The organism is Acinetobacter sp. YH12117 (assembly GCF_013418865.1).
Classification (GTDB): Bacteria; Pseudomonadota; Gammaproteobacteria; order Pseudomonadales; family Moraxellaceae; genus Acinetobacter; species Acinetobacter indicus.
The window spans coordinates 185676-212156 of the sequence record NZ_VPBF01000001.1 but is presented as its reverse complement, the minus strand read 5'-3'; the positions used below and the strand labels follow the sequence as shown (position 1 = coordinate 212156).

The window sequence follows — 26481 nt, the reverse complement described above, 5'->3', positions numbered from 1 at the left end:
ATACTACACGCTATTTTAGTAATTACATCTTTAAGAATTAAGTAAGGAAGATCATATGATTAACGATCTTAAAAAAGACAGCGAACAGCGTATGCAAAAGACTTTGGAGTCTTTGGAGCAAGGTTTTGCCAAAGTTCGTACCGGCCGTGCCCATCCATCAATCTTAAACGGTGTGATGGTTCCTTACTATGGCTCAGATGTGCCGTTAAACCAGGTGGCGAACGTGGGTGTTGAAGATTCACGTACTCTAATCGTACAGCCATTTGAACGTACCATGGTGTCTGCAATTGACAAGGCGATTCGTGAGTCTGACCTCGGTCTGAACCCGATTACCGCTGATTCGATTCGTGTGCCGCTACCAGCTTTAACCGAAGAAACCCGTAAAGACATGCAGAAAGTTGCGCGTTCTGAAGCGGAAAATGCCAAAGTGGCGATTCGTAACATCCGTCGTGACGTCTTGGGCGATATCAAAGCATTGTTGAAAGAAAAAGAAATTTCTGAAGATGATGAACGTCGTGCAGGTGATGATATCCAGAAAATCACCGACAAATATGTTGCTGAAGTCGACAAGCGTTTGGCTGCTAAAGAAGCTGAGTTGATGAAGGTCTAATTGTCGATGACCACATCTGAAGACTGTCAGACGCTTCCAAAACATGTTGCCATCATCATGGATGGCAACAACCGTTTTGCCAAGAAAAATCAATTGCAAAAAGGCGACGGTCACCGTGAAGGTAAAAATATTCTAGATCCGATTGTTGACTATTGTCGCAGCAAACACATTCAGGCACTCACCGTTTTTGCATTTTCAAGTGAAAACTGGAATCGTCCGCAATATGAAGTTGATTTACTCATGCAATTGCTGGAAGACACGATTCATGAGCAAATGCCGCGCATGGAAAAATACCAGATTGCCTTGCGTTTTATTGGTGATCGCAGCCGTTTATCCCCACATCTACGTGACTTGATGTTGCATGCTGAACAAAGGACTGCTAAGTTCAGTAGCATGACTTTAACCATTGCCATCAGTTATGGTGGCATGTGGGATATGGCAGAAGCAGCCAAACAGATTGCGGCTGATGTGCTGGCCAATAAAGTCGCGCTGGAACAGATTGATAGCACGCTGTTCGGTCAATATGTGTGCCTGGGCGATTTACCGCCTGTGGACCTGTTGATTCGTACGGGTGGTGATTATCGGCTGTCCAATTTCTTGCTTTGGCAGGCCGCGTATGCCGAACTGTACTTTACTCCGACCTTGTGGCCAGAGTTTAGTGTGGAAGAGCTGGATGATGCGTTTCATGTGTTTGCAGGACGCGAACGTCGCTTTGGAAAAACTTCAGAGCAAATCCAACAAGAGAAACTTGAGAATTAATACATGTTAGAGCGGATAATTACCGCATTGGTATTGGTCGCTGTGGTGCTGAGCTGTATGTTTGCAACTCAGTCCCATTATCCAATGTTTGTGCTGATGATTTTTGCAGCAGGGGTTGCGGGCTATGAGTGGTTCAAACTCATGCCAAGAACAACAAAATATGTCATCAAGCCCATGGCTTGGGGTTATGGTCTGGTGACCGCCGCTCTTTCCGCGCTTGCTTTATATTTTAGTGATATTGCGTTATTGCTGTGGTCAGCCTCGATTTTAACCTGGCTGCTCAGCCTGTATTGGGTGAAATCCTATCCTGAATATGATGGCTGGTACAATCCAAGCCTGAACTTTATTGGCTTTGTGCTCATTTCTGCCGCCGTGACTGCCATTTATGTGGTCTGGACCCATTCACCGTGGTGGCTGATGTATCTGTTCCTGCTGGTTTGGGGTGCAGATTCTGGCGCTTATTTTGTCGGACGCAAGTTTGGTAAAAAGAAACTGGCACCACATGTCAGTCCAAACAAATCGGTGGAAGGTTTATATGGTGGCGTGTTTACCGCCATCCTGATTGTGCTGTTTGTAGAAATTGTCTATCTGGACTTAAGCCTGACCCAACATATTTTATTCCTGATTCTGTCCATGATAACCGTGTTTAGTTCGGTACTGGGCGATCTGTTTGAATCCATGATCAAACGCCGTGCCGGAATTAAAGACTCTGGTCGTATTCTGCCAGGACATGGTGGAGTGCTGGACCGCATTGACTCCTTGCTCGCAGCGGCTCCAATCTTTGCTGCAAGCATGTATGTACTGAAACTTATTGGCGTAGATTTATAGATGTTACAAGCTGTTTGTATATTGGGTGTTACAGGTTCAATTGGTCAAAGCACCTTAAAAATACTGCAACAACATCCTGAAAAATATTCGGTATATGCCGTAACGGCTCACAGTCGTATTGCTGAGCTGGTTGAAATATGCAAACAGTTTCATCCCAAAGTGGCCGTGGTACCTGCTGCACAGGTCGATTCCTTAAGACAGCTGTTACAGCAGGCCAATCTTGCCGATATTGAAATCCTCTGTGATGAAGCTGGTTTAATAGCTGTGGCTTCACATCCTGAAGTGGATGTGGTGATGGCGGCAATTGTTGGTGCCGCAGGTTTAATGCCAACGTTGGCCGCAGTGCAGGCCGGTAAGCGCGTGCTACTGGCCAATAAAGAAGCTCTGGTGATGTCCGGTGACCTGATGATGCAGGCAGCGCGTGATCATGGCGCTTTATTATTGCCGGTCGATTCCGAACACAATGCAATTTTCCAGTGCCTGCCGCAAAACTATTTTGAGGTCGAGCGTAATGGTCAACCAAAACTGGGTGTGCAGCAGATTCTGCTGACCGCATCGGGTGGGCCATTTTTAAATCATAGTCTGGAACAGTTACACAGTGTGACCCCGGCGCAAGCCTGTAAACATCCCAATTGGTCTATGGGTCAAAAAATTTCCGTCGATTCCGCCACCCTGATGAACAAGGGTCTGGAGCTGATTGAAGCCTGCCATTTGTTCGCAGTAAAAGAACAATTTGTTACAGTGGTGGTGCATCCACAGAGTATTATTCACTCCATGGTTCAATATGTCGATGGAACAACTTTGGCGCAAATGGGTAATCCGGATATGTGTACGCCAATTGCGCATGCGTTGGCTTGGCCGGAACGTCTGCAGACGCATGTTCCGCCGCTGGATTTATTTATCCATTCACAGCTGAATTTTCAGGCACCGGACACCACGCGTTTCCCGGCCTTAAAGCTGGCGCGTCAGGCCATGCAGGCAGGTGGTATTGCACCGACCTTGCTAAATGCGGCCAATGAAATTGCAGTGGCATCTTTCTTGCAAAACCAGCTTGGGTTTACCCAGATTCCAGAAATTGTTGAACAGACCCTGAATCATCTGGCCAATCGCGCCGCAGATTCAATTGAAACCATTCTTCAGGCAGACCAGAATGCCCGTGCTTTTGCACAGCAGTGTGTGATTCAGACAGGAAGCTAAGACATGAGTGCCTTATTTATTATTGTTGCGGCCATTCTTTTGTTGGGGCCGTTAATTGCAATTCATGAATTTGGGCACTACTTTGTTGCACGCAAACTGGGGGTCAAAGTCCTGGTTTATTCTATTGGTTTTGGCCCGACAGTGCTGAAATGGACCTCGAAGAAATCCGGTATTCAATATCAGCTCTCGGCTTTGCCTTTGGGCGGCTATGTCAAAATGCTGGATGAACGTGAGGGCAATGTGGCAGAAGAAGATCTGCCTTTTGCTTTTAACCGTCAGCATCCGTGGAAACGGATCGCGATTGTCGCGGCAGGTCCTTTAATTAATCTGGTTTTTGCGATTGTACTGTTCTGGATTCTGTTTTTACCGTCTCAGGAACAGCTGAATACCCGTGTTGGGAAAGTCTTGCCACAAACGCCTGCGGCTGAAGTGAATATGCAGCCGGGTGACCGGATTACCGCAGTCGATGGTACCCAGGTTAGCACCTGGGAAAAACTGAATTTTGCTTTGGTCGATCGTGCCGGTGAAACAGGCACCATTCATATTCAGGCCAACCGTGATGGCCAGCTCCAAAACTTTCAATTACCGATTCAAGATTTCTTGAAAGATCAATCTCAGTCACCGCTTGAGGTACTGGGTTTCACGCCATATCGTCCGAATATTCCAGCGGTGGTCAGCAAACTGAGTGAAGATGGTGCGGCCATTCGTCAAGGGATGAAAGAAGGTGACCAGATTTTGGCGATTGACGGTGTTGTCATGAAAGACTGGTACGATGTGGTACAAGTGGTACAGGCATCGCCAGAGAAATTATTAAAGATTGATGTGTTGCGCCAAGATCAGCGGGTACAGCTGGAAATTATGCCGCAGGCCAAACGCGACAATATGGGCAACACCACCGGTATGTTAGGTGTACAAAGTGACCCTGGAAAAATAACAATTCCTGAAGAATATAAACAAACCATTCAATATAGTCCTACAGAAGCCTTAATGATGGCGGTCGATAAAACCGGTCAAATCTCCTCGATGATTTTGAACTCCATCGTCAAAATGGTGCGTGGTCTGATTGGTTTAGATAACCTATCTGGCCCGATTACCATTGCCAAGGTGGCAGGACAAAGCGCTGAAATGGGCTGGCAAACTTTTATTTCGTTTATGGCCCTAATGAGTGTAAGCTTGGGTATTCTAAATTTACTGCCAATTCCAATGCTGGATGGTGGACATTTGGTTTATTATTTTATAGAACTAATTCGTGGTAAACCTGTTTCTGAACAAATACAATTAGTTGGTTTAAAAATTGGTATGGTATTGCTCGGTAGCATGATGCTTCTGGCATTATTTAATGATTTTATGCGTTTATAACAACGTGGATAGGCAATAAATTTAACATTGGAAAAGACTGGCATGCAGCACACACATTTATTTATGCCTCTGGCACTGGTTAGTGCTATGGCAGCAGTACAACAAGTATATGCAGCAGATGAATTTATCGTAAGAGATATACAAATTGACGGACTTGTTCGTTTAACGCCAGCCAATGTTTATGGAATGATTCCTGTAAATAGTGGTGATCGTGTCAACGATGCCACCATTGCAAATGCAATTCGCAGCCTGTATGCCACAGGTTTATTCGATGATATTAAAGCTGCCCAGCAAGGCGATACCTTGGTATTTCAGGTGGTGGAACGTCCGATCATTTCGAAAGTCGAATTTAAAGGCAATAAATTAATTCCAAAAGAAGCCCTTGAAGAAGGCTTAAAGAAAATGGGCGTGGCTGAAGGTGAAGTGCTGAAAAAGTCTGCTTTGCAAACACTAGAATCGGAACTTGAACAGCAATACATGCAGCAAGGCCGTTATGATGCCGATGTCAAAGTCATTACCACAGCACGTCCGAATAACCGCGTCGACCTGACCATCGAGTTTATTGAAGGTAAAGCGGCCAAAGTTTTTGATATTAATATCATTGGCAATACCGTCTTTAAAGACAGCGAAATTAAACAGGCCTTTGCAGTCAAAGAAAGTGGCTGGGCTTCTGTGATTTCACGTAATGACCGTTATGCGCGTGAGAAAATGGCAGCAAGCTTGGAAGCTTTACGTGCGCTGTATTTAAACCGTGGTTATATCAACTTTAATATCAATAACTCCAGCCTGAACTTAAGTGAAGACAAGCAGCACATCTTCATTGAAGTGTCGATTGATGAAGGCGAACAGTTCAAATTTGGTCAAACCAAATTCTTGGGTGATGCTTTATATGCACCAGAAGAATTAAAAGCGCTGCAAATCTATAAAGATGGTGAAACCTATTCGCAAGAAAAGGTCAATGCGGTTAAGCAGCTGCTGCTTCGCAAGTATGGTAATGCCGGTTATTACTATGCAGAAGTGAATGTGGTGCCACAAATTAATGAAGAAACCAAACAGGTTGATCTGAACTATTACATCAACCCGGGTCAGCAAGTCACAGTACGCCGCATTAACTTCAGTGGTAACACCAAAACTGCCGATGAAGTGCTACGTCGTGAAATGCGCCAGATGGAAGGTGCATTGGCCAGTAACGAAAAAATTGATCTGTCTAAAGTCCGTTTAGAACGTACTGGTTTCTTTAAAACCGTGGATATTAAACCGGTGCGTGTTCCGAATGTACCGGATCAGGTTGATCTTAACGTTGCGGTGGAAGAACAGCATTCAGGTACCAGTACCTTGGCGGTGGGTTTCTCGCAAAGTGGCGGTGTAACTTTCCAGGCCGGTTTAAGCCAGACCAACTTCCTGGGTACCGGTAATGCCGTGTCGATTGACTTGTCGCGTTCTGAAACACAGGACTACTATAACCTAAGCGTAACCGATCCGTACTTTACCATTGATGGTGTGCGTCGCGGTTATAATATGTACTACCGTAAAACCAAACTGGATGATGACTATAACGTTAACAACTATGTGACCGACAGTTTTGGTGGCGGAATTAACTTTGGTTATCCAATTGATGAAAACCAGAGCATTAGTGCGGGCTTAAATATTGATAATACTGAAGTGACAACTGGTCCTTATGTATCGACTTATGTGGCAGATTATTTAGAAAGCCATGGTGGTCGAGAAACACAAAGAGGCGATCATTGTCCAGCAAATATCAATGCAGATGGGGAGTGTGTGGATGAAAATGGAACTCTAGTTCAAACCATCCCATATGGTCGAGAGTTTAAGGGTGACTTCCTGACTTATAACCTAAATTTAGGTTGGTCATATAATACCCTTAACCGTCCGATTTTCCCAACAATGGGGATGTCGCATCGGGTGAATGCAGAAATTGCTTTACCGGGCAGTGATGTGGAATATCAAAAAGTTACCTATGATGCACAGGCCTATTATCCGCTGGGCAAAGATTTTGTGCTGCGTGGCTATGGTAAGGTGGGTTATGGTAATGACTTACCATTCTATAAGAACTTCTATGCCGGTGGTTATGGTTCGGTACGTGGTTATGACAACAGTACCTTAGGACCAAAATATCCAGGTGTTTATTTCTCTGATATTGGAAAGACTGATCCATCTCCAGAAGAAGTGGGTGGTAATGCTTTAGTACAGTTTGGTACTGAACTGGCTTTGCCGGTACCATTTAAAGGGGACTGGGCACGTCAGGTTCGTCCGGTGATTTTTGCTGAAGGTGCACAAGTATTCGATACTCAATGTAATGTTTCTAATAACGATATTTTCGTAAATGGGGATTCAGTAAGTAGTAAACAGTACTGTGAAGATAACTTTGGCTTTGACTTTGGCAATATGCGTTATAGCGTCGGTGTAGGCTTTACCTGGATTACCATGATTGGCCCATTGTCCTTAAGTTATGCATATCCGCTGAATGAAAAACCAGGTGATGAAACCAAGAATATCCAGTTTGAAATTGGCCGTACGTTCTAAGTACGGTCTGTTCATGGATGCTTGAAATAGGGATAGATCAAGATGAAGAAGATACAACTGGCTGTTTTAGGTTTTACACTGTCCTGTGCCGCAGCGGCACAGGCGGCAGGTTATGGTGTGGTCAGCTTAGAGCGTGTGGTTGAAAGCAGCAGCTATTTAAAACAGCAAAATAGTGCATTGCAACAATCGCTTAAACCTCAAACCACTAAACTTGAACAGCTGGGTAAAGAGCTGGAAACATTACAGCAACGTGCTCAGCAGTCAGCAAATTTATCTGAAGCCGATAAACAGAAATTATCGGCGCAGTATCAGGCCAAGTTAAAAGAATTTAATACTTTACAGCAAGGTTTGCAGACCAAAGTGCAGGCTGATCTGCAAAAAATGAATGACAATTTTGAGCAGCGTATCAAGCAGGCAGCAGAACAATTGCGTAAAGAAAATAATTTAGATGTGGTTTTGAACAAAAACTCAGCACTTGCCTATGACCCTAAGTATGATTTAACTGATAAAATGATTCAAAAGGTTAATGCAATCAAGTAATCAATGAGTTATCAACATTATCGCTTAGAAGAACTTGCTCGTCTGGTCCAGGGCGAGCTGGTCGGTCAGGCCGATTTAGGTCTCCAGGGTTTAGCGAGCTTGGAGCTTGCTGAACCGCAGCACATTGCTTTTGTCAATGCTGACAAGTATGTGGAGCAGGCAAAAGTGTCTAAAGCGGGTGCTTTAATTGTCACGCCCGAGTTACAGCAGCAGCTTGATACGCATCAGAACTTTATTGTGGTGGCAAATCCCTATTTGGCGTTTGCAATTTTAACCCATGTCTTTGAGCGTAAGCACACTCAAACCGGTATTGAAAGTACCGCACAAATTCATCCCTCAGCGATCATTTCCGAAAGTGCTTATATTGGCCATTATGTGGTGGTGGGTGAAAATTGTGTGGTGGGTGATAAAACCATTATCCAATCGCATAGCAAAATTGATGATTTTGTTGAAATTGGTAAAGAATGTTTTATTGATTCGCATGTCACCATCACTGGTGAAGCCAAAATTGCTGACCGGGTCCGCATTCATGCCAATACCGTGATCGGGAGTGAAGGCTTTGGTTTTGCTCCGTATCAGGGCAAATGGCACCGCATTGTACAGTTAGGTTCAGTACAGATTGGTAATGATGTACGAATTGGTTCGAATTGTAGTATTGACCGTGGTGCGCTGGATGACACCATTTTGGAACATGGTGTCATAATTGATAACCTTGTGCAAATCGCGCATAACGTGAAAGTGGGGGCCAATACTGCTATCGCTGCAAAATGCGGTATTGCCGGCAGTACCATCATTGGCAAAAACTGTATTCTGGCAGGCGCATGTGGGGTCTCTGGTCATCTTTCTATTGCCGACAATGTGACTTTAACCGGAATGTCAATGGTCACAAAGAGTATTTCTGAACCAGGAACCTATTCTTCGGGCACCGGTGCATTACCAAATGCGCAATGGAAACGCGCGGTGATTCGCTTCAGACAATTAGCAGATGTGCCATTGACCCAATTGCAGAAAAGACTCGATCATATGCAGACTCAAATTGAGTCCCTTGAATCAACTTTAAAATTGCGTAAATAATTATGATGACTGAGTCGAATACCCCAACATTTACGAAACCTGAATTGCCAATGCATATTCAAACCATCCGTGAATATTTGCCACATCGTTATCCATTCTTATTGGTAGATCGAATCGTTGATGTAACTGACAACGGGATTGTGGGTTATAAGAACGTTTCGATTAATGAAGAGTTTTTACAAGGACATTTCCCTGAATATCCAATTATGCCAGGGGTGTTGATTGTAGAAGCGCTGGCACAGGTTTCAGGCGTGCTTGGCTTTATTATGAATAATCAGAAACCGACTGCGGGTGCATTATTCCTATTTGCCGGTGCCGAAAAAGTTAGATTTAAAAAACAAGTGGTTGCAGGCGACCAACTTGTATTAAAATCAGAATTAGTAATGCAGAAACGTGGTATTTACAAATATAATTGTATCGCCACGGTCGATGGCATTGTTGCAGCAACCGCGGAAATTATGATTTCGCATCAGAAAACAGAGCAAGCATGAGCAATAACCCCCTCATTCACCCCACCGCTATAATTGACTCCTCTGCAGTCATTGCGCCTGATGTGCAAATTGGACCTTATAGTATTATTGGTCCGAATGTCAGCATTGGTGCGGGTACAAAGCTGCATTCACACGTGGTGGTGGGTGGCTATACCCGTATTGGTGAGCATAATGAGATTTTCCAGTTCGCAAGTGTCGGCGAAGTCTGTCAGGACCTGAAATATCAGGGTGAAGAAACTTGGCTGGAAATTGGTGACTATAACCTGATTCGTGAACATTCCAGCTTGCATCGCGGGACGGTTCAGGACAAAGGCATCACTAAAATTGGTAGCCACAACCTGTTGATGGTCAATACACATATTGCACATGATTGTATCGTGGGTGATCACAATATTTTTGCTAATAATGTTGGTGTCGCAGGGCACGTGCATGTCGGTGATTATGTGGTGGTGGGTGGAAACTCGGGTATTCATCAGTTCTGTAAAATTGACTCTTACAGCATGATTGGCGGCGCATCTTTAATTCTGAAAGATGTACCGGCCTATGTGATGGTTTCGGGTAATCCTGCGCATGCTTTTGCTATGAATATTGAAGGTATGCGTCGTAAAGGCTGGTCGAAAAATGTGATTCAAGGATTACGGGACGCCTTTAAACTGATTTACAAATCAGGATTAACCACTGAAGAAGCCATTCAGAAAATCCGTGCAGAGATTCTGCCAGAAGTGCCAGAAGCACAGCGTTTAATTGATTCACTAGAACAGTCTAAACGCGGGATTGTACGCTAACACGCTGTTTGAAGCTGATTCAAAAAACTGCTCCAATTGGGGCAGTTTTTTTATATCCAGATTTTGAGGTTTCTTGAACATCAGATACAAATTTCTACTCGTGCTTGGCCCGGATTTTGCTCATATTCAAGCTATACAATAAAAATTATTGCGGGAGAGCGGCACTTGGTGCTCGCCGAAGGAGCAACGACCCCGGAAACTCTCAGGCAAAAGGACCGTAATAATTCAAAAATCTGGAGAGAAGCACGCGCAGTGCTCACCGAAGGGGATGGTTGGGCTGAACATCAGTTCAATCGAAGCTCTCAGGTACCCTGACAGATGGGGCATCACGTCTGGAACAGCTGTTCCAAGGAGCGTTTTATGCCGCATGTTGTTGTCATTGGTGCAGGAATTACCGGGGTCACTTCAGCCTATGAGCTGATGCGTTTGGGCTATCAAGTCACGGTGATTGACCGGCATTTATACCCGGCGATGGAAACATCGTATGCCAATGGTGGCCAGTTATCAGCCAGTAATGCAGAAGTCTGGAATCAGAAAGCCACTGTACTGAAAGGCCTGAAATGGATGTCGCAAAAGTCGGCGCCGCTCTTATTAAATCCTGCATTTGATCTGCATAAGTATGGCTGGCTGATCGAGTTCTTAAGCAATATTCGCCATTATGAACACAATACCCAGGAAACAGTGCGCCTGGCACTTCTGGCACGCAAACGTTTATTTGAAATTGCAGAACAGGAACAGATTGATTTCAATTTGGAAAAACGTGGAATTTTGCATTTTTATCATAATAAAGCGGATTTTGACTTTGCAATTCGGGTCAATGATTTGCTCTGTCAGGGCGGGCTGGAGCGTTATCAGGTCAGTCTGGATGAAATCCGCCAGATTGAACCAAGTTTAACCGGACAGTATTATGCGGGTTTTTATTGCCCGGGAGATGCCACCGGCGATATTCATAAATTCACGGTGGGGCTGGCTCAAGTCACCATGCAGCAGGGTGTACGTTATATTTTTGGCCGGGATGTTCAGGATATTGAGCTAAACGCCCAGCAGGTACAGCTGAGTTATCGGCCAGCCATTGAAGATCCTCTGGCAGATCAGCCGATGGTAGAAACCTTACATGCCGATGCCGTGCTGATTTGCGGCGGTGTGAGTAGTTATCAATTGGCGCGACAGGTAGGTGATCGGGTCAATATTTATCCGGTCAAAGGCTATTCCATTACCGTCAATTTACAGGATGAGCAGAGCCAGAAGCAGGCGCCTTGGGTCAGTCTGCTAGATGAAAGTGCCAAAATTGTGACCTCTCGTTTAGGCGCAGATCGGCTGCGGATTGCCGGAACAGCCGAATTTAATGGCTATAACCGCGATATTCGCCATGACCGGATTCAGCCACTGGTGCGCTGGGTACAGCGGAATTTTGATATTTCAACTGAAAGCGTGGTGCCGTGGGCAGGTTTACGCCCGATGATGCCAAATATGATGCCGGTGATTCGGCAGGGCCAGCATCCACGGGTATTTTATAATACCGGCCATGGGCATCTGGGCTGGACCTTATCTGCGGCGACAGCACTGATGATTAGTCAGGAAATTGCGCAGCATTATCCGGTGACCGGGTAATGAGAACATTCAGTTGAGCTCTGTTTTAAAGTAACAGGGCTTTAGGAGAGATGCTGATCATCTGCCGGGTTCTGGCAAAATAAATTCATCAAAATAACGCAAATCGCTGTCAATTCAATGAGCTATTTGGCTTATACTCAGGCTTTAAATAAAATATTTTCGTTTTAAGATTTTGAACTGCCATTAAAAAATGGATTGAGATGCTGCCCTCCTGGGCAGACCGCGATATGTATGGATAAACGATGGCAAATATAATTCTGGTTGCGCTATTTCCTTTAATCTTTCTGATTGCGTTGGGCTATGTACTCAAGCGCTTTAGGTTTCTGGAAGATAAATTCTGGCACGGTGCAGAAAAGCTCAACTACTATCTACTATTCCCGGTGATGCTGTTTTTGGGCTTGGCGCATGCTGAAATTCAGGCCAGTGAGATTCGCCACATGATGCTGGGAGCAGGTCTGACCCTGCTGATTGCGGTTTGTTTGTTATATATTTTAAAGGCGCTGTATGGCACTGCAGCGGCGCGTTTCGGTGTGTATATGCAAGGGATGGTGCGTTTTAATACCTATATCGGCTTAGCACTGTCGGCGTCTTTGTTTTATCAGCAAGGTATGGCGCTGTTTGCTATTCTGCTGGTGTTTTGCATTCCTCTGGTCAATGTGCTTTCGGTTTTGGCTCTGACCAATTCAGAAGGGATGCGCTTGCAATCCATCCTGTTATCATTGTTGAAAAATCCCTTAATTTTAGGCTGTATTGCAGGCGGGGTGTTTAATCTGCTGAATTTACGCTTATGGATTGGCTTTGAAAATTATTTAAAACAGATTGCCATTTCCAGTTTGCCATTGGGCTTGATGTGTATTGGTGCAGCATTACAGTTTCAGGGGCTGCGTAAAGATCTGCGGACCTTGTTATTAAACACTTTTGGACGCTTGCTGTTGATGCCGATGATTGCGTTGGCGACCTGTCTGGCATTGAATCTGCCGGCCCTACATACCCAGATTCTGGTGATGTTTTTTGCCTTACCGACGGCCTCATCGGCTTATATTCTGACCAAAGTTTTGGGGGGAGATAGCCAGCTGATGGCCAGTGTGATTAGCCTGCAGACTGTGTGTGCGGCGTTCAGTTTGCCATTGATTTTGTGGTGGGTGATGTAAAGCGCTGTCAGGTTTTAATCATACAGACGATAAATACCGCTAAAACGCTCGCAGCCTTTTTGTTCAGTACGCACGGCTAAATAAGCCTTCTGGAAGTCGAGCTGGTAATTGCAGTCATGTTCATTATCAATAATATGCTGCTTTTGCTGCGGTGAGGTATAGGCCAGTAAGGAAATGGTTTGGGTGTCTAGCTTGTTGTTTGGACTGCGATAGGCCACACCTTCAATTTTAATACTGTCTTTATTTAGTTGATGAATCTGCAAATGTACCGGCTGCTTGGCCAGTTGTCCCTGTTCAAATTTCAGATAATGCTGGGTCATGCTCTGGTTCATCGAGCTAAAGAAATTTAACTGATCCAGACGCGCTTCAAACTGCTGTTTAAAACACTCGGTCGTTTTACACTGCTGCGCACGTTTAAACCAGAGCTGATGGGTATCTTGCAGAATACGCAGCGGGGCATCAGTCACCAGAAAAGCCGTCAGAAACTGATCATTGAGCTGCTCACGAATCTCCTGTAAATCGGCATGGCAGATTTTATTGAAAGCAGGCGTGTTGGCCTGCTCGCAATTGATTTTCTGTGCATGCGACAGCGGGGTGCCCGCGGCGCCCAAAAACAACAGGGTTCCAATGATTTTTATAAGATTCATCTCGGTTTTCAACAGCATGATCGCTTATACTTTCATTAGCTTGCGTAAGCTAACTATAGCGAAAGAGAAACTGTGAATACAAGATTTCAATCGTTTATTTCTGAAGGAGTTGAATATGGTTGCACAAATACGAATTGGGCAGGGAATAGACGTACATGCCTTTGAAGAAGGCGATTTTGTGACATTGGCCGGGGTTAAAATTCCACATACCCATGCTCTGAAAGCCCACTCAGATGGGGATGTGATTTTGCATGCACTGTGCGATGCCTTATTGGGTGCATTGGCACTGGGCGATATTGGGCAGCATTTTCCCGACACCGATCCTGAATTTAAGGGCGCTGACAGTAGGGTGTTGCTGAAATATGTTTATCAGCTGATTTTAGACCGCGGTTATTTGCTGAATAATGCCGACATTACCGTGGCCTGTGAACGCCCGAAACTGGCCAAGCACAATCTGGAAATGCGCCAGAGTATTGCTGATGTGCTGGATGTGGATGTGACTCAAATCAGCATTAAAGCCACCACCACGGAAAAATTAGGCTTTACCGGACGTCAGGAAGGAATTCTGGCTACAGCTACGGTGTTAATTTGTCACGCAAAGTGATCGGTTTTCATTAAGGAAATTTGCAGTTCCTGGGTTGCTTTACGGCCCTGAAGTTGTAAGGCAACAGCGTGAATCAGACCGGTCCAGGTTTCATTCGGTTCCCAGATCTGGTGCAACATTTCTTGCGCGGTTGGCATGTCCATATTCATATAATACTGACGATACAAATACATCAGGCTGCTGACATGCTGATTGGTGCCGCAGTGTAGCCAGACCATCTGATCCTGTACCAGATGATCAATCAGGTCTAAAACCAGCAGACACTGGGCGTCAGATGGGGTTTCCCAAGAAATCGGTAATTGTACATAGTTCAGGCCCAGTTCCAGACAGATTTTATCTTCATTGGCTAGATGCTGCTCGGCATCACTCAGTGCGACATTAACCACAGTGGTAATGCCATATTCTTTAATCTGACGTAACTGTTCCGCATTCGGCTGGCCGGATGTGTACAGGTGTTCATGCACAAACTGAAAGTGATCAATTTGGCTTAAAGCGGTTTCAATTTCATTCATCAGATAAAATTTCCTGCAACTGAAATGGAAACGCCATCTTGACGATGGCGTTTTTGAGTCAGTTTTAGCGGCTGGCTAAAACCTCTTTCAATGCTTCATGCATCTCAAGCAGGGATTTTTCAGTGGTTTCCCAGTCGATGCATCCATCGGTAACAGACTTACCATACTCCAAATCGCAAAGATTTGCAGGAATATCTTGACGACCGCCTTTCAAATGACTTTCGACCATAATCCCGACAATTGATTTATTGCCATCTAAAATCTGTTCGGTGATGTTTTTTAAGACCAGTGGTTGCAGGTACGGGTCTTTGTTGGAGTTGGCATGACTGGTGTCAATCATGATTTTGGTGCTGACTTTGGCTTTAATTAGCGCTGCTTCTGCATCGGCGACTGAACCGGCATCATAGTTTGGCTTGCCATTACCACCACGCAATACCACGTGCGCATAGTTGTTACCGCTGGTACGAATTACCGACACCTGACCATGTTCGTTCAGCCCCAGGAAGCTGTGACCATGTTTTACAGACTGCATTGCGTTGGTCGCAACAGTTAAGCCGCCATCGGTACCATTTTTAAAGCCAACCGGTGAAGACAGGCCAGAAGACATTTCACGGTGAGTCTGACTTTCTGTGGTACGCGCACCAATCGCTGACCAGGAAATCAGATCCTGATAATACTGTGGAGAGTTCGGGTCCAGTGCTTCAGTGGCACAAGGCAGACCTTTTTCATTCAGTTCCAGCAGCAGTTTACGGCCAATACGCAGACCTTTTTCAATATTGAAAGAGTCATTCATGTCCGGGTCGTTAATCAGACCTTTCCAGCCCACGGTCGTACGCGGTTTTTCAAAGTACACCCGCATTACGATGTATAAGGTATCTTTTACTTTTTCGCTCAGCACTTTCAGGCGGTCTGCATAATCATGTGCTGCCACAGGATCATGAATCGAGCAAGGCCCAATGACCACAAACAGACGTTTGTCTTTACCATCAAGAATATTGCGGATGGTTTCACGACCTTTCAGTACGGTGTGATAAGCAGAGTCAGTCAGTGGAAGTTCTGCTTTGAGTTCAGCAGGGGTCACAAGTGGCTGGATGCTTTTAATATTCACATCATCGATATCTGAAGGTGTAATAGGGTTAGACTGTAAAGTGTTCATTGCCGTCACTGGTTTAATCGTATACAAGATTGTTTAATAGCCTGAATATAACACGAATATAGCAGCCTATTGTTATAAAAAAGATCAATAGATTACTGAAAAAAAAGTGATGAATCGCAGAGATAAATTAAACTGGCGATGTTTTTTCAGCGCTCACCACCATCGCCGCTTCAACTGGTTGTGCCGGTTTGGATTTGACCGGGTTCAGCATAAAGTTCACCCCAAGCGCGAACAGGGTAATGCCCAGCACTTTACGGATAATTTTTTCAGGCAGGCGTGAGCTGACTAAAGTACCGACCACAATTGCCGGAATAGAACCGACCAGTAACCACATCAGCAGTTCAAAATCGACATTGCCCGAGGTCATGTGCCCCATACCGGCGACAAAGGTCAGTAAGACTGCGTGGACCACATCGGAGCCGATAATGCGGATCATTGGCAAGTTCGGGAACATTAGCACCAGCGCCATAATGCCGAAGGCACCTGCACCCACCGAAGATAGGGTGACGAACACACCCAGGACAATTCCCATCACCACAATCATCGCGCGCTTGTTGGTGGCCTTCAGGTCGACCTTTTCCAGGTCTTGAGTCATATCTGGCAATTCATGTTTGCGATATTTGTTGAAAAATTTTTCAATCTGGCTGCGGAAAATAATAGATATGCCGGTTAGGGTCAGCATAAAGCCCAAGACCATGGTCAGCACAGCTTTATAATGCGTGGACTGGCTTAAATAGTTGTCGAGTACCCAATGCGTTGCAAAAGACGCCGGGATACTGCCGACAGACAGCCAGATGACAATTGGCCAGACGATATTCATTTTTTTGGCATGGACCAGTGAACCACAGAATTTGGAAATTGCGGCATAGAGCAGATCGGTACCAATGGCAATGTGCGGTTCAATCTTAAACAGGCTGATTAAAATCGGGGTCATTAACGAACCACCGCCTACACCGGTCACACCTACACAGAAGCCAACCAAAACACCTGCCAAAATAAACTCAACTGCACCAAACATGGGGATATGCCATACATCAAAAAACGTGCTTATCTTATGACTTTCGGATATAAGTCGTTGGCATGATTAATGATTTGCTTATTCTAAAAAATGCTAAAGATGAGAAAAAGATCAACATTTATAGTGAAACAGCGTGGAGTAGATCTATCTGAAATCTGCTGGATTTAAAGCTGAAAAAAAGGGGATTTTTTAGTAAAAAGATCAGGATGTGCAGGGCCGAATAGACGGATTTTGTGATGACAGCGCAGCAAAATGGAAAGATAAAAAGATTAAAAATAGCAGGAAATTTCACTTTAAAATTATTATTTGTGTATTCAGTATCATTACATAGGGATGACATGTGTTGGGGTTTTGGATTTTATTTGATCAATCTTTCAGCATGATAAAAAGCAGTTAATGGTCATGAAACTGCAAGTCAGGTGGAATAGAGTGAAATAAAGCGGTGAAAGCGTAATAAATGAATGAGCCCAGCACAGCATCATCAATCAAACCTGATAGTCATGCTGTATAAAAACAAAGCAGTTAAAATATAGAAAAACCTGAATTTTTTCTCGGCTCAGAACAAACAGTCGTTACAGTCACTTCAAGCAGAATATGTTAAAATTCCACGCAGCAATTGAAGGAGCAAGGTCTTGCAAAAACGAAAACTGAAAATAGGCATTGTGGTGGGAGAAGTTTCTGGGGATACCTTGGGTGCCAGACTGATCCGCCGTTTTCGTGAGCAAGGCATTGAGGCTGAATTTGAAGGTATTGGCGGCCCGCAAATGATTGCTGAAGGCTTTAAAAGCTATTATCCGATGGATATTTTGTCGGTCATGGGCATTGTTGAAGTCTTAAAAGACATTAAAAAGCTGTTTGCCGTGCGTGATGGATTGGTTGAACAGTGGGTCAAGGAGCCGGTCGATGTTTTTATTGGGATTGATGCGCCGGACTTTAACCTGCGTTTATCGAAAAGCCTGAAGCAGAAAAGTCCAAGCATTAAAACCGTGCAGTATGTTAGTCCTTCGGTCTGGGCGTGGCGTCAGGGTCGTGTTCATGGCATTAAAGCCAATATTGATCTGGTGCTGTGTTTATTTCCATTTGAAAAAGCCTTTTATCAAAAATGGCAGGTTCCGGCTGCCTTTGTCGGGCATCCATTAGCGAGTCAGTTGCCTGTCGATAATAATCTGGCCGATGCCAAACTGGAACTGGGGCTGGAAGCTTCGCAAAAGCATATTGCCTTATTGCCCGGTAGTCGTCGTGGTGAAATTGAGCGTTTAGGGCCATTGGTTCTGGCAGCCGCTGAAATTCTGGCTGCGAAATATCCAAACTATCACTTCTTAATTCCCGCCATTAACGATGCGCGTAAACAGCAGATTGAAAGTTTATTACAGCATTGTGCTGCTGATCTGAGATCACGGGTTAGTCTGCTGGAAAATACCGATACAGAATCAAAAATTGGCCGTCAGGTCATGAATGCAGCGGATATTGTTGCGCTGGCTTCAGGTACTGCAACGTTGGAAGCGATGTTATTGCATCGTCCAATGGTGACTTTTTATAAGCTCAACCGGATTACCTACTGGATTGCCAAACTGCTGGTTAAAATTCCGTATTACTCGCTACCGAATATTATTGCCGGCAAAAAAGTCATTGAAGAGCTGATTCAAGAAGAGGCTACACCAGAGCGTCTGGCGCATGAAATTGAAAAGCTGATGCATATCGAAGCTGCACAAATTCAGGTGATGCAACATCGTACCATGCATAAACAGCTGCTATCCGGCAATTGTGAAGACCCGGTAGCGGCGATTCTGGCTATTTTATAAGAGCCTGCTGAAACTGCTGCCGGTACTGGCTTGGGGTCAGGGCAAACTGTTTTTTAAAAGTCTGGCTAAAGGCGGTTTCAGAAGAATAGCCAACTTTATAGGCAATTTGCTGGATTGAGAGCTGGCCATGACGTAAATATTGAGCCGCCAGTCTTAAGCGATGCTGCTGCAAATAGGCCAGTGGCGATTCGCCAACAATCTGGGCAAACAGATTGGCAAATTTTGAGCGCGACATGCAGCATTGTTCGGCTAGGGTTTCGACGGTCCAGCTTTTTTCCGGTTGTCCATGAATGGCGGTTAAAGCATTGGACAGTTCCGGATGGGTCAGGGCACTGAGCCAGTTATTAGAATCATTCAGCTGGGCAATATAATCACGCACACATTCAATAAATAAAATACTGATCAGATGATCAAGAATTTTATCGCGGCCGGGCCGGATCTGATGGCTTTCTACTGCCAGAAACTGTAAGCCAATTTGCAACCATTCCGGGGCGGTGCTGCTCATAATATGATGAATATGCATATAGTCCGGCAAGGCATTTAACAGCGGCTTGGCCATAATGCTGTCCATTGTGCCGTGCATGGCTAAAATAAATGATTTTTCACCGGATGCTTCACCAAACTCGATGGTCTGCTGGCGTTTCTGCTGAAACAGGTCACTAATATCCAGGGCATCTAGCCACTCCAGTTGCGTGCTACTTTTGCCAACATGGCTACCGCCGGAAGGAATCAGCACAATATCACCGGCCTGCGCATAGACCTGACGCTGGGTCGATAATTCCAGATATAATTCACCACTTAGTACCACATAGGCAATAATGGCGCTGTGATCCTGATATTGAAATGCCCAGTTTCCCTGTGGATTCAAATAGATAAATTCAGATTTGTTGAGATGAATATCATCAAAAATTTTACTTAAAGCATCCATACCGGGTTGATATCTTCTTATTTCGAGCTTAGCTATTTGGTCATTAAGCCTGAATTTATCGTGTGATGAAAGGCCAATTTCAGGCAATGTGGGCCAAAGACGTTTACATAGCTTTTTTGGACGTTTGCAACTGTTCTCTGTGGCTTGTTTGCTGAAATATATAGATAAGTTAAGCAGGATGGAAGTGCAGGCAATGAATGCTCCGCTACAGCTCACAGAACAACAACAGCAATTTTTACTTGGAAAATCCGGTCTGGCTTTAGATAAAAAACGTTATTTATGGCTGATTAGCCCATTTTTACCGGTTTTGGGTATTGGGATTCTGGCCGGTTACCAGTTTGCACCGAAACCATTTAAAACTGTATTTGCTCTAGGTGGACCACTGTTAATTCATGTGATTATTCCCAGCATTGATACTCTGGTTGGTAAAGATGAGCACAATCCAAGCCCGGAAGAGGTCAAGCTCTTGGAGCAGGACCCGTATTATTCCCGTCTGGTAAAAAGTTTTATTCCTTTGCAGTATATCGCCAATATTTATGCGGCCTATCTGGTCTCACGTAAAGAGACTTCGCTGCTGGATAAAATTTTTCTGGGTGCGTCGATGGGACTGGTTAATGGGGTGGCGATTAATACTGCACATGAACTGAGCCATAAATCCTCCAAACTGGAGCATTATCTGTCGCATCTGGCGCTGGTGCCGTCGGGTTATAACCATTTCCGGATTGAACATCCGTATGGGCATCATAAACGCGCTGCAACCCCAGAAGATCCGGCGTCTTCCCGTATGGGCGAAACCTTTTATGAGTTCTGGCCACGTACGGTGAAAGGCTCGTTTAAATCGGCAATTGAAATTGAAACCCAGCGTTTAAAACGCAAAGGCAAGAATTTCTGGTCCAAAGACAATGAATTGCTACAAGGTTGGGGCATGAGTGCGCTGTTTCATGCCGGAATGCTGGCCAGCTTTGGGAAAGGCATTGTGCCGTATTTAAGCACGCAGGCCTTTTATGCCATCAGCCTGTTTGAACTGGTCAATTATATTGAGCATTATGGCTTGCTTCGACAAAAAGATGCGCAGGGCAAATATGAGCGTACCCAGCCGGAACATAGCTGGAACAACAATAATATTGTCACCAATCTGTTTTTATATCAGTTACAGCGTCATTCCGATCATCATGCCTATCCGACCCGTCCATTTCAGGCCTTGCGACATTTTGATGAAGCGCCTGAATTGCCAAGCGGTTATGCCAGTATGTTGCTGCCGGCGCTGATTCCACCGCTATGGTTTAAAATGATGGATAAACGCGTGTTCAAGCATTATAAAGGTGATTTAAACAAAGCCAATATCCAGCCGAAACGCCGTTTAAGCCTGTTTAAAAAGTTCGGCCTGAAGGCAGATTAAGTATAGAAAAATCCATTCGACTGTTTTAGTCAGCCCTATGGTGAGTAGGGCTTTTTTGTACGCAGGCGGTTGATGTTACCCAGATTCATGTTCATTTAACGCTCTTTTCCATCCAGATTTCACAGGCATGACTATGACCGGTCTGGCCTTGTGGGGCAGACAAATGTACAAAACCGAGCTTTTCATAGAGTTTCACTGCCTGCCACAGTGATGCTGTGGTTTCCAGATAGCAGGACTGAAAACCGGCCTGCTGGGCAAAGTCAAAAGCGTGTTCCAGAATCTGTTTGGCAAATCCGTAGCCACGTACTGCTGGCAGAAAATACATTTTCTGGATTTCCAGGCGGCTTGGATCACCCTGCAAAGGCGCAGCACCGCCACCACCAAAAATGTCGCCTTGATTATTGGTAACGACCCAATACTGTGCGTGTGGCTGTGAATACACCGCATATAAATCATCGACCGCAGCATCGGCCACGGCAAAACCGGATTCCGGCGCCAGTCCAAATTCTTTGGAAACCTCACGAATAATACGGGCCAGTGCAGGATTATCTTGGGCTTGAATCGGGCGTAAAAAATACATAAGCGCAGTGCTAAAAGATAAAGAGATGAATTTTATCACTAAATATTCATCTCTTGAGCAGATTTGAGGTACATCTATTGGACTTTAAATGTCGCTTGATGCTGTACTCGGTATCTTATTTAAGTTCACTGGAACTTTTGCCCAGTTCACGTCGGGCAATAATCAGTTGCTGAATTTGCTGGGTGCCTTCAAAAATATCCAGGATTTTGGAATCGCGCGCCCATTTTTCCAGCAGTTCATCTTCGTTATAGCCCACAGCGGCGGCCAGTTCTACACACTTCAGGGTAATTTCATTCCCGACACGGCCAGCTTTGGCTTTGGCAATTGAGGCTTCTTTGGAATTAGGCTGCTTGTTATCGGCCATCCAGGCAGCTTTAAGCATTAATAAACGCGCTGCTTCCCATTCGGCTTCCATGCGATAAATCTGCGCGGCTATCTGGGAGCTGTGTAAATAGGTGGTCTGATAATGCTCATCTAGCTCATGTTTAAAAATCTGCTTGATCCGTTCCAGGGATGCTTTGGCACAGCCAATGGCCATGGCCGCGACCAAAGGACGGGTGTTGTCAAAGGTTTCCATCACCCCGGCAAAGCCTTTGGAGACATCAATCTCGGCATTGCCAAGTAGGTTGCTGGCCGGCACCCGGCAATCGACAAAGCTGATGGCTGCAGTATCCGAGGCTTTAATCCCGAGTTTATGTTCCAGTCGTTCTACGGTCATGCCGGGTGTACCTTTCGGTACCACAAAAGACTTGATGGCCGCACGGCCAAGCTTTTTATCCAGTGTGGCCCAGACCACCACGGCATCGGCGCGTTCACCCGAGGTCACAAAGATTTTCTCGCCATTCAGAATATAATCATCGCCATCTGCGACCGCTGTGGTGCGAATTGCCGCTGAATCGGAGCCGCAGCCGGGTTCGGTAATGGCCATGGCGGCCCAGGTGTCGTGAAAACGCTGTAACTGTTCGTCATTGGCCACTGCGGCAATGGCAGAGTTCCCCAGTCCCTGACGCGGCATACTCAGCAACAGGCCGGTATCGCCATAACACATTTCGACAATACTTAAAGCGGTGGACATATTGACGCCGTTTTTATTGCCACTGGCGGTATCACCGCGTTTATTCACTGCAGCGCCGGCGTTCATGCCATCACCACCGGCATTCATGCCATCGACCACTGAGGCTAGCATATCCAGTTCTTTCGGGTAGGCATGTTCTGCCTTGTCGTATTTACGTGAAATTGGACGCAGGACATTTAGGGCGACTTCATGTGCCTGATCAATCAGCAGTTTAAATTTTTTCGGGTTCTGTAAATTCATGGGCTGTTCCTTATTTTTATGGTTATTTAGGCATGCAGGCCAGACTGGACAATCGCGGTCGCGCGCAGATCACGATACCAGCGCTCGACCGGATGTTCTTTGGTAAAGCCGTGACCGCCCAGAATCTGCACGCCATTTGTGCCAATTTGCATGGATTTTTCTGCACATAATAAGCGTGCCAGATAGGCTTCCCGATGAAAGTCCTGTCCAGCTTCGGCCAGACTGGCAGCATTCAGCACTAGCATGCGCATCGCATCAATTTCAATCGCCATATCGGCAATCATAAAAGCCACACTTTGACGATGTGAGATGGGCTCGCCAAAGGCCGTGCGCTGGTTGGCATAGTCAATACAATAGGCTTTCACGGCTTCGCAGCACCCAACCGCCATGGCACACCAGACTAAATTACCCAAATCAATAAAAGCACTATAGTCAAAATCATCATCGCCCAGACGTTCGGCTGGGGTATGCTGAAAACTGAGGGTGACTGTTTCTGTGGCCTTCAGCCCCATTGCCGGGCTTTTTTGTGCACGAATGCTGCTGTCGCGTTTCACCACAAATACTTCTGGCTGGCCATTGAATTCAGCACTTACCAGATACAAGTCCGCCGTTTCACCCAGCATTACCAGAGTTTTTTCACCCTGAATCCAGTACTGGCCCTGGCTAAAAGTGGCTTGTGTATTTAAACGCAGCGGATCAAAAGCCGGTGTAGCTTCCTGCACGGCAAAGCTGGCGCGCAGTTCCGAATCTTCTGCAAAACTGGTCAGATAACGTGACTGGATGCTTTCAGAACCCCAGCGGATCAGGGCATTGATTACCCCAAAGGTCGATAATAAACCTGCGGTCAGGCTGAAATCACCCCGGGCCAAATGCTCGGCCATCAGAATATTAGTGACAATATTCTGCTCGCTGGCCACGCCACCCAAAGCCTCCGGCAGTGCATAATCATTCAGGCCCAAATCCTGACTGTGTCGCCATAACACTTCGGGAAACTGTTCCAGATGATCGGCCTGATGCGCCAGTGGATAAAGCACCTCTGTGGCAAACTGCTGCATGGTATCTACCGTCATTTGCTGTTCTTCGCTCAGGCTTAAATCAAACAGGGATTTTTGCTGATGGGGTAAACGCTGTCTGGGTACATCATCGTGCTTTTGAAAAGCTTTCTGGGTCACGCTTAAGGTTTTAAAGCCGGCTTTGGCCCCCTGATATAAAGATTTTTCTACAAATTTACGCAGTTTGAGCTGGTCTAAAACCTCGCTGCTGGCAAGCCGAGTGAGCAGCGACAGTCCAAATCCTTGGGCCTTGTTTACCATATTGGTCATTGTTGTTGTTCCATCATGCGGGTGATTATTTTTATGCTGACACGCGGCTGTTTAAAAAACCATGTCAGAACTGACATACTCAATTGTCAAAGATAAACGGTTGTTGTAAGATGAAACAGGAATCTAAATAGTTGCTTCTGTTTATATTTTTAATTTTTGGAAAGAGCGGGGAAGGGAGAGGATTGACCCGAATGACATTAGCTGCATTCGGGTCGGGTGTGGCTTTACTGGAATTTTTTGATCATGTCGCGCACATTGGTTTTGGCATCAATCACGGTCATAAAGGTATAAGCCCCAATAAATTTACGGCTAATAAACATAAACTCTTTCGGCGGAACACTGAAATAACGTGAAGCCATGGATTTAGAGGCCTGTTGCATCACCCGGCTATGCAGCTGGCTTTTTTTCCAGTCATAACGATGCTGATCATCCATCACACCGGCTGGTAAATCCGGGTTGTTTTCAGGACTGCTAAAGGCTTCGGTGGCCAGTAAAAAGACTTTGGCCATATCCGGCTTAATGCTTTGCGGAATGGAGTCAAAAAACTCATAACCGGTCATGGCTTTCACCATCATCTCCGCGTCATGCTGATAGCCGGCCTGAATCAGGTTACGTGCGACCGAGAGCAGGTTGTCATCAAACTGGCGAATGGCACCGAAATCCAGCAGCACAATTTTATCCTGTACATCTGCGCCATTGCCCAGACGTACTAGATAGTTACCGAAGTTTGGGTCGGTCTGCATTTCGCCCCATTCAAAAATTTCCCGCACAGCCACTTCTAAAGAGGCTTCACCAAGCAGGTTACGACGTTCTTGTGGTAAAGACAGCATCACCGGACTGTTGATTGGTACGCCACGTTCAAAGGTCATGCACAGCACCTGATCGGTACAGTAATCTTCAATAATGGTTGGAACGATATAGCGCGGGTCCTGCTTTAAACGCTCGGCAAAACGGCGTGTGGTGGCTGCCTCAATCCGATAATTGACCTCGCGGTGCATCATTTCGCGGACTTCATCAAACCACTGATCAAATTCGCGGGTTTGCGGCACCATGCGGGTCAGTTTCAGCATGTTTTTAAACAGACTCATATCCGAATCAATGGCATCGGCCACACCCGGATACTGGATTTTTAATACCAGTTCCATACCATCAGATTTACGGGTGGCGCGGTGTACCTGAGCTAAAGAGGCAGTACCTAAAGGCTCATGGTCAATGGTGAGATCATTAAGTTTGGAACCTAACTGGTCCTGTAACTGGGTTTTAATCGCAGGCCAGGCCAGGGCAACAGTCTGGTTATTCAGGGTATTCAGGGCTTGGGTGATTTCTTCAGGCAGGAAATGTTCGCCGTAAAGCGCCATCATCTGGCCAATTTTAACGATAGAGCCTTTCAGTTTGCCAATTTCTGCGACCAGATAATCGGCCTGTTCTTTCATGGCTTTTTTGCGTTTCTTTTCTTTTTCTTCTTCACTGGAAAAGATTGAACCGGCGCTGGAGGCGGCCCAACGTGTCCCGGCCAGCAACGATGCCTTCGCGATCGATAAGCGTCGATCCATAGAGGAAGTTTTCAATTGTTTAAGCTTATCGTTCTGATCTGACATGTAAATTTAATCCTTCAATCAGCAATTCGCAGAAAGGTCATAGTTTAACGAATATTAACGGGTCTTAACGTATTAAAAAAGTTCAAGTTGCTGAATGTCGAGTTAAGTTTTGCATTCTCTATGAAATAGCCTAAGCAAAATCTATAAAGATGCAATTTCGCTCACTCACATCCGGAATTTAATCTTGAGGGTACTTTTTTGTTGCAGCATCTGCTTGTTTTCATCAATGTATTTTAAAATCAGGCTTTGTACCGATTCATGCAGAAAACCATGCGCATAGCCTTTGACAATAATAATGCTGGGCAGGTTAAAGAACAGATATTTGGCATCATCCAAAGTCGCATCCTGAAAAATGCCGCGTTCCACCAGCATCTGCTGTAAAAACTGTTTTTCCTGCAAGACACGCGGTGAATCGTTGTCATTCCAGTAGTTTTGACGCATGGCCAGCAGGTTATTGTGTTTGTAACTCATATCAACAGGTTCACGGGAGTCTCATAGTCAATATAAGGTCTATTTTTGCAGATTCAATCGCAAAATGGCAGGAAATTGTGAAGATCTGGAAATTCTATCCTGTTCATCGCTATAGGTTTTTTGCTTGAAGTTCAGTAATATGCTTTACATAAATTAAAACAAAGATGATCGCTGTGTTTG

The 26481-nt window shown here is 45.3% G+C and carries 25 protein-coding genes and 1 riboswitch; of the genes, 15 read left to right on the top strand and 10 right to left on the bottom strand.

Annotated features, from left to right (window positions below; translation table 11 throughout):
- The first annotated feature begins 55 nt into the window (after positions 1-55).
- The 12 genes from frr to FTU55_RS00990 all read left to right on the top strand — a co-directional run bounded on the left by frr (position 56) and on the right by FTU55_RS00990 (position 12949).
- Positions 56-610: a ribosome recycling factor gene (frr, locus tag FTU55_RS01045; RefSeq protein ID WP_005177597.1), complete on the top strand. Its 555-nt coding sequence runs from the start codon at positions 56-58 to the stop codon at positions 608-610.
- Positions 611-616: 6 nt separating this feature from the next.
- Complete coding sequence (uppS, locus tag FTU55_RS01040) at positions 617-1369, top strand: polyprenyl diphosphate synthase (protein ID WP_005177599.1); 753 nt, start codon at positions 617-619, stop codon at positions 1367-1369.
- A gap of 3 nt (positions 1370-1372) precedes the next feature.
- The gene (locus tag FTU55_RS01035; RefSeq protein WP_016658203.1) at positions 1373-2197 is read left to right on the top strand and encodes a phosphatidate cytidylyltransferase; all 825 of its coding nucleotides are present in this window, start codon (positions 1373-1375) and stop codon (positions 2195-2197) included.
- Positions 2198-3394 (top strand): 1-deoxy-D-xylulose-5-phosphate reductoisomerase, encoded by a 1197-nt coding sequence (gene ispC / locus FTU55_RS01030; RefSeq protein ID WP_005177604.1) that lies wholly within the window; start codon positions 2198-2200, stop codon positions 3392-3394.
- Positions 3395-3397: 3 nt separating this feature from the next.
- Complete coding sequence (gene rseP, locus FTU55_RS01025) at positions 3398-4753, top strand: RIP metalloprotease RseP (protein WP_075168194.1); 1356 nt, start codon at positions 3398-3400, stop codon at positions 4751-4753.
- A gap of 42 nt (positions 4754-4795) precedes the next feature.
- Positions 4796-7297, top strand: a complete 2502-nt coding sequence (gene bamA, locus FTU55_RS01020) for an outer membrane protein assembly factor BamA (RefSeq protein ID WP_180045884.1) — start codon at positions 4796-4798, stop codon at positions 7295-7297.
- Between the two features lie 42 nt (positions 7298-7339).
- Positions 7340-7837, top strand: a complete 498-nt coding sequence (locus FTU55_RS01015) for an OmpH family outer membrane protein (RefSeq protein ID WP_180045882.1) — start codon at positions 7340-7342, stop codon at positions 7835-7837.
- 3 nt (positions 7838-7840) lie between these two features.
- A complete protein-coding gene (gene lpxD, locus FTU55_RS01010) occupies positions 7841-8911 on the top strand; it encodes a UDP-3-O-(3-hydroxymyristoyl)glucosamine N-acyltransferase (RefSeq protein WP_180045880.1) in 1071 nt (356 codons plus the stop codon).
- Between the two features lie 5 nt (positions 8912-8916).
- Positions 8917-9402: a 3-hydroxyacyl-ACP dehydratase FabZ gene (gene fabZ / locus FTU55_RS01005; protein WP_087662207.1), complete on the top strand. Its 486-nt coding sequence runs from the start codon at positions 8917-8919 to the stop codon at positions 9400-9402.
- On the top strand, positions 9399-10187 hold the full coding sequence (gene lpxA, locus FTU55_RS01000) for an acyl-ACP--UDP-N-acetylglucosamine O-acyltransferase (RefSeq protein ID WP_016658197.1): 789 nt from the start codon (positions 9399-9401) through the stop codon (positions 10185-10187). The genes fabZ and lpxA overlap by 4 nt, the downstream gene beginning before the upstream one ends.
- 141 nt (positions 10188-10328) lie before the next feature.
- Positions 10329-10415: riboswitch (glycine riboswitch) on the top strand.
- A 132-nt stretch (positions 10416-10547) separates the two neighbouring features.
- A complete protein-coding gene (locus FTU55_RS00995) occupies positions 10548-11798 on the top strand; it encodes a D-amino acid dehydrogenase (protein ID WP_180045878.1) in 1251 nt (416 codons plus the stop codon).
- A 242-nt stretch (positions 11799-12040) separates the two neighbouring features.
- Entirely contained in the window at positions 12041-12949 is a 909-nt protein-coding gene (locus FTU55_RS00990) for an AEC family transporter (RefSeq protein WP_104488970.1), read from the top strand.
- A gap of 14 nt (positions 12950-12963) precedes the next feature.
- On the opposite strand, the gene FTU55_RS00985 is transcribed toward FTU55_RS00990, so the two are convergent.
- Positions 12964-13614 (bottom strand): hypothetical protein, encoded by a 651-nt coding sequence (locus tag FTU55_RS00985; protein ID WP_005177627.1) that lies wholly within the window; start codon positions 13612-13614, stop codon positions 12964-12966.
- A 97-nt stretch (positions 13615-13711) separates the two neighbouring features.
- Between FTU55_RS00985 and ispF the strand changes: the two genes are divergently transcribed.
- Positions 13712-14200: a 2-C-methyl-D-erythritol 2,4-cyclodiphosphate synthase gene (ispF, locus tag FTU55_RS00980; protein ID WP_180045876.1), complete on the top strand. Its 489-nt coding sequence runs from the start codon at positions 13712-13714 to the stop codon at positions 14198-14200.
- Here ispF and FTU55_RS00975 read toward each other — a convergent pair.
- The 3 genes from FTU55_RS00975 to FTU55_RS00965 form a co-directional block, all read right to left on the bottom strand.
- The gene (locus FTU55_RS00975; protein WP_016658194.1) at positions 14188-14712 is read right to left on the bottom strand and encodes a protein tyrosine phosphatase family protein; all 525 of its coding nucleotides are present in this window, start codon (positions 14710-14712) and stop codon (positions 14188-14190) included. The genes ispF and FTU55_RS00975 overlap by 13 nt on opposite strands.
- Before the next feature lie 64 nt (positions 14713-14776).
- Positions 14777-15868 (bottom strand): 3-deoxy-7-phosphoheptulonate synthase, encoded by a 1092-nt coding sequence (locus tag FTU55_RS00970; protein WP_005177632.1) that lies wholly within the window; start codon positions 15866-15868, stop codon positions 14777-14779.
- 127 nt (positions 15869-15995) lie between these two features.
- A complete protein-coding gene (locus FTU55_RS00965; protein ID WP_016658193.1) occupies positions 15996-16886 on the bottom strand; it encodes a sulfite exporter TauE/SafE family protein in 891 nt (296 codons plus the stop codon).
- A gap of 632 nt (positions 16887-17518) precedes the next feature.
- Between FTU55_RS00965 and lpxB the strand changes: the two genes are divergently transcribed.
- Positions 17519-18688, top strand: coding sequence for a lipid-A-disaccharide synthase (lpxB, locus tag FTU55_RS00960; RefSeq protein WP_168370481.1), 1170 nt, complete (start codon positions 17519-17521; stop codon positions 18686-18688).
- Here lpxB and FTU55_RS00955 read toward each other — a convergent pair.
- Positions 18678-19616: an AraC family transcriptional regulator gene (locus FTU55_RS00955; RefSeq protein WP_016658191.1), complete on the bottom strand. Its 939-nt coding sequence runs from the start codon at positions 19614-19616 to the stop codon at positions 18678-18680. The two genes, lpxB and FTU55_RS00955, sit on opposite strands and share 11 nt — an antisense overlap.
- A 193-nt stretch (positions 19617-19809) precedes the next feature.
- Between FTU55_RS00955 and FTU55_RS00950 the strand changes: the two genes are divergently transcribed.
- On the top strand, positions 19810-21015 hold the full coding sequence (locus FTU55_RS00950; RefSeq protein ID WP_168381374.1) for an alkane 1-monooxygenase: 1206 nt from the start codon (positions 19810-19812) through the stop codon (positions 21013-21015).
- A 91-nt stretch (positions 21016-21106) separates the two neighbouring features.
- Here FTU55_RS00950 and FTU55_RS00945 read toward each other — a convergent pair whose 3' ends face one another.
- From FTU55_RS00945 to FTU55_RS00925, 5 genes are all read right to left on the bottom strand, one after another.
- Positions 21107-21595, bottom strand: a complete 489-nt coding sequence (locus FTU55_RS00945) for a GNAT family N-acetyltransferase (protein WP_104513276.1) — start codon at positions 21593-21595, stop codon at positions 21107-21109.
- A gap of 115 nt (positions 21596-21710) precedes the next feature.
- Positions 21711-22910, bottom strand: coding sequence for an acyl-CoA dehydrogenase family protein (locus tag FTU55_RS00940; protein WP_180045874.1), 1200 nt, complete (start codon positions 22908-22910; stop codon positions 21711-21713).
- Positions 22911-22936: 26 nt separating this feature from the next.
- Entirely contained in the window at positions 22937-24232 is a 1296-nt protein-coding gene (locus FTU55_RS00935; protein ID WP_180045872.1) for an acyl-CoA dehydrogenase family protein, read from the bottom strand.
- Positions 24233-24456: 224 nt separating this feature from the next.
- Entirely contained in the window at positions 24457-25830 is a 1374-nt protein-coding gene (locus tag FTU55_RS00930) for an AarF/ABC1/UbiB kinase family protein (protein WP_005177645.1), read from the bottom strand.
- Positions 25831-25995: 165 nt separating this feature from the next.
- On the bottom strand, positions 25996-26301 hold the full coding sequence (locus FTU55_RS00925) for a hypothetical protein (RefSeq protein ID WP_005177647.1): 306 nt from the start codon (positions 26299-26301) through the stop codon (positions 25996-25998).
- Between the last annotated feature and the right edge of the window lie 180 nt (positions 26302-26481).

Coding starts and splice junctions, on each gene's coding strand:
- frr (WP_005177597.1), top strand. CDS start 56: ATGATTAACGATCTTAAAAAAGACAGCGAACAGCGTATGCAAAAGACT.
- uppS (WP_005177599.1), top strand. CDS start 617: ATGACCACATCTGAAGACTGTCAGACGCTTCCAAAACATGTTGCCATC.
- FTU55_RS01035 (WP_016658203.1), top strand. CDS start 1,373: ATGTTAGAGCGGATAATTACCGCATTGGTATTGGTCGCTGTGGTGCTG.
- ispC (WP_005177604.1), top strand. CDS start 2,198: ATGTTACAAGCTGTTTGTATATTGGGTGTTACAGGTTCAATTGGTCAA.
- rseP (WP_075168194.1), top strand. CDS start 3,398: ATGAGTGCCTTATTTATTATTGTTGCGGCCATTCTTTTGTTGGGGCCG.
- bamA (WP_180045884.1), top strand. CDS start 4,796: ATGCAGCACACACATTTATTTATGCCTCTGGCACTGGTTAGTGCTATG.
- FTU55_RS01015 (WP_180045882.1), top strand. CDS start 7,340: ATGAAGAAGATACAACTGGCTGTTTTAGGTTTTACACTGTCCTGTGCC.
- lpxD (WP_180045880.1), top strand. CDS start 7,841: ATGAGTTATCAACATTATCGCTTAGAAGAACTTGCTCGTCTGGTCCAG.
- fabZ (WP_087662207.1), top strand. CDS start 8,917: ATGACTGAGTCGAATACCCCAACATTTACGAAACCTGAATTGCCAATG.
- lpxA (WP_016658197.1), top strand. CDS start 9,399: ATGAGCAATAACCCCCTCATTCACCCCACCGCTATAATTGACTCCTCT.
- FTU55_RS00995 (WP_180045878.1), top strand. CDS start 10,548: ATGCCGCATGTTGTTGTCATTGGTGCAGGAATTACCGGGGTCACTTCA.
- FTU55_RS00990 (WP_104488970.1), top strand. CDS start 12,041: ATGGCAAATATAATTCTGGTTGCGCTATTTCCTTTAATCTTTCTGATT.
- FTU55_RS00985 (WP_005177627.1), bottom strand. CDS start 13,614: ATGCTGTTGAAAACCGAGATGAATCTTATAAAAATCATTGGAACCCTG.
- ispF (WP_180045876.1), top strand. CDS start 13,712: ATGGTTGCACAAATACGAATTGGGCAGGGAATAGACGTACATGCCTTT.
- FTU55_RS00975 (WP_016658194.1), bottom strand. CDS start 14,712: ATGAATGAAATTGAAACCGCTTTAAGCCAAATTGATCACTTTCAGTTT.
- FTU55_RS00970 (WP_005177632.1), bottom strand. CDS start 15,868: ATGAACACTTTACAGTCTAACCCTATTACACCTTCAGATATCGATGAT.
- FTU55_RS00965 (WP_016658193.1), bottom strand. CDS start 16,886: ATGTTTGGTGCAGTTGAGTTTATTTTGGCAGGTGTTTTGGTTGGCTTC.
- FTU55_RS00955 (WP_016658191.1), bottom strand. CDS start 19,616: ATGGATGCTTTAAGTAAAATTTTTGATGATATTCATCTCAACAAATCT.
- FTU55_RS00950 (WP_168381374.1), top strand. CDS start 19,810: ATGAATGCTCCGCTACAGCTCACAGAACAACAACAGCAATTTTTACTT.
- FTU55_RS00945 (WP_104513276.1), bottom strand. CDS start 21,595: ATGTATTTTTTACGCCCGATTCAAGCCCAAGATAATCCTGCACTGGCC.
- FTU55_RS00940 (WP_180045874.1), bottom strand. CDS start 22,910: ATGAATTTACAGAACCCGAAAAAATTTAAACTGCTGATTGATCAGGCA.
- FTU55_RS00935 (WP_180045872.1), bottom strand. CDS start 24,232: ATGACCAATATGGTAAACAAGGCCCAAGGATTTGGACTGTCGCTGCTC.
- FTU55_RS00930 (WP_005177645.1), bottom strand. CDS start 25,830: ATGTCAGATCAGAACGATAAGCTTAAACAATTGAAAACTTCCTCTATG.
- FTU55_RS00925 (WP_005177647.1), bottom strand. CDS start 26,301: ATGAGTTACAAACACAATAACCTGCTGGCCATGCGTCAAAACTACTGG.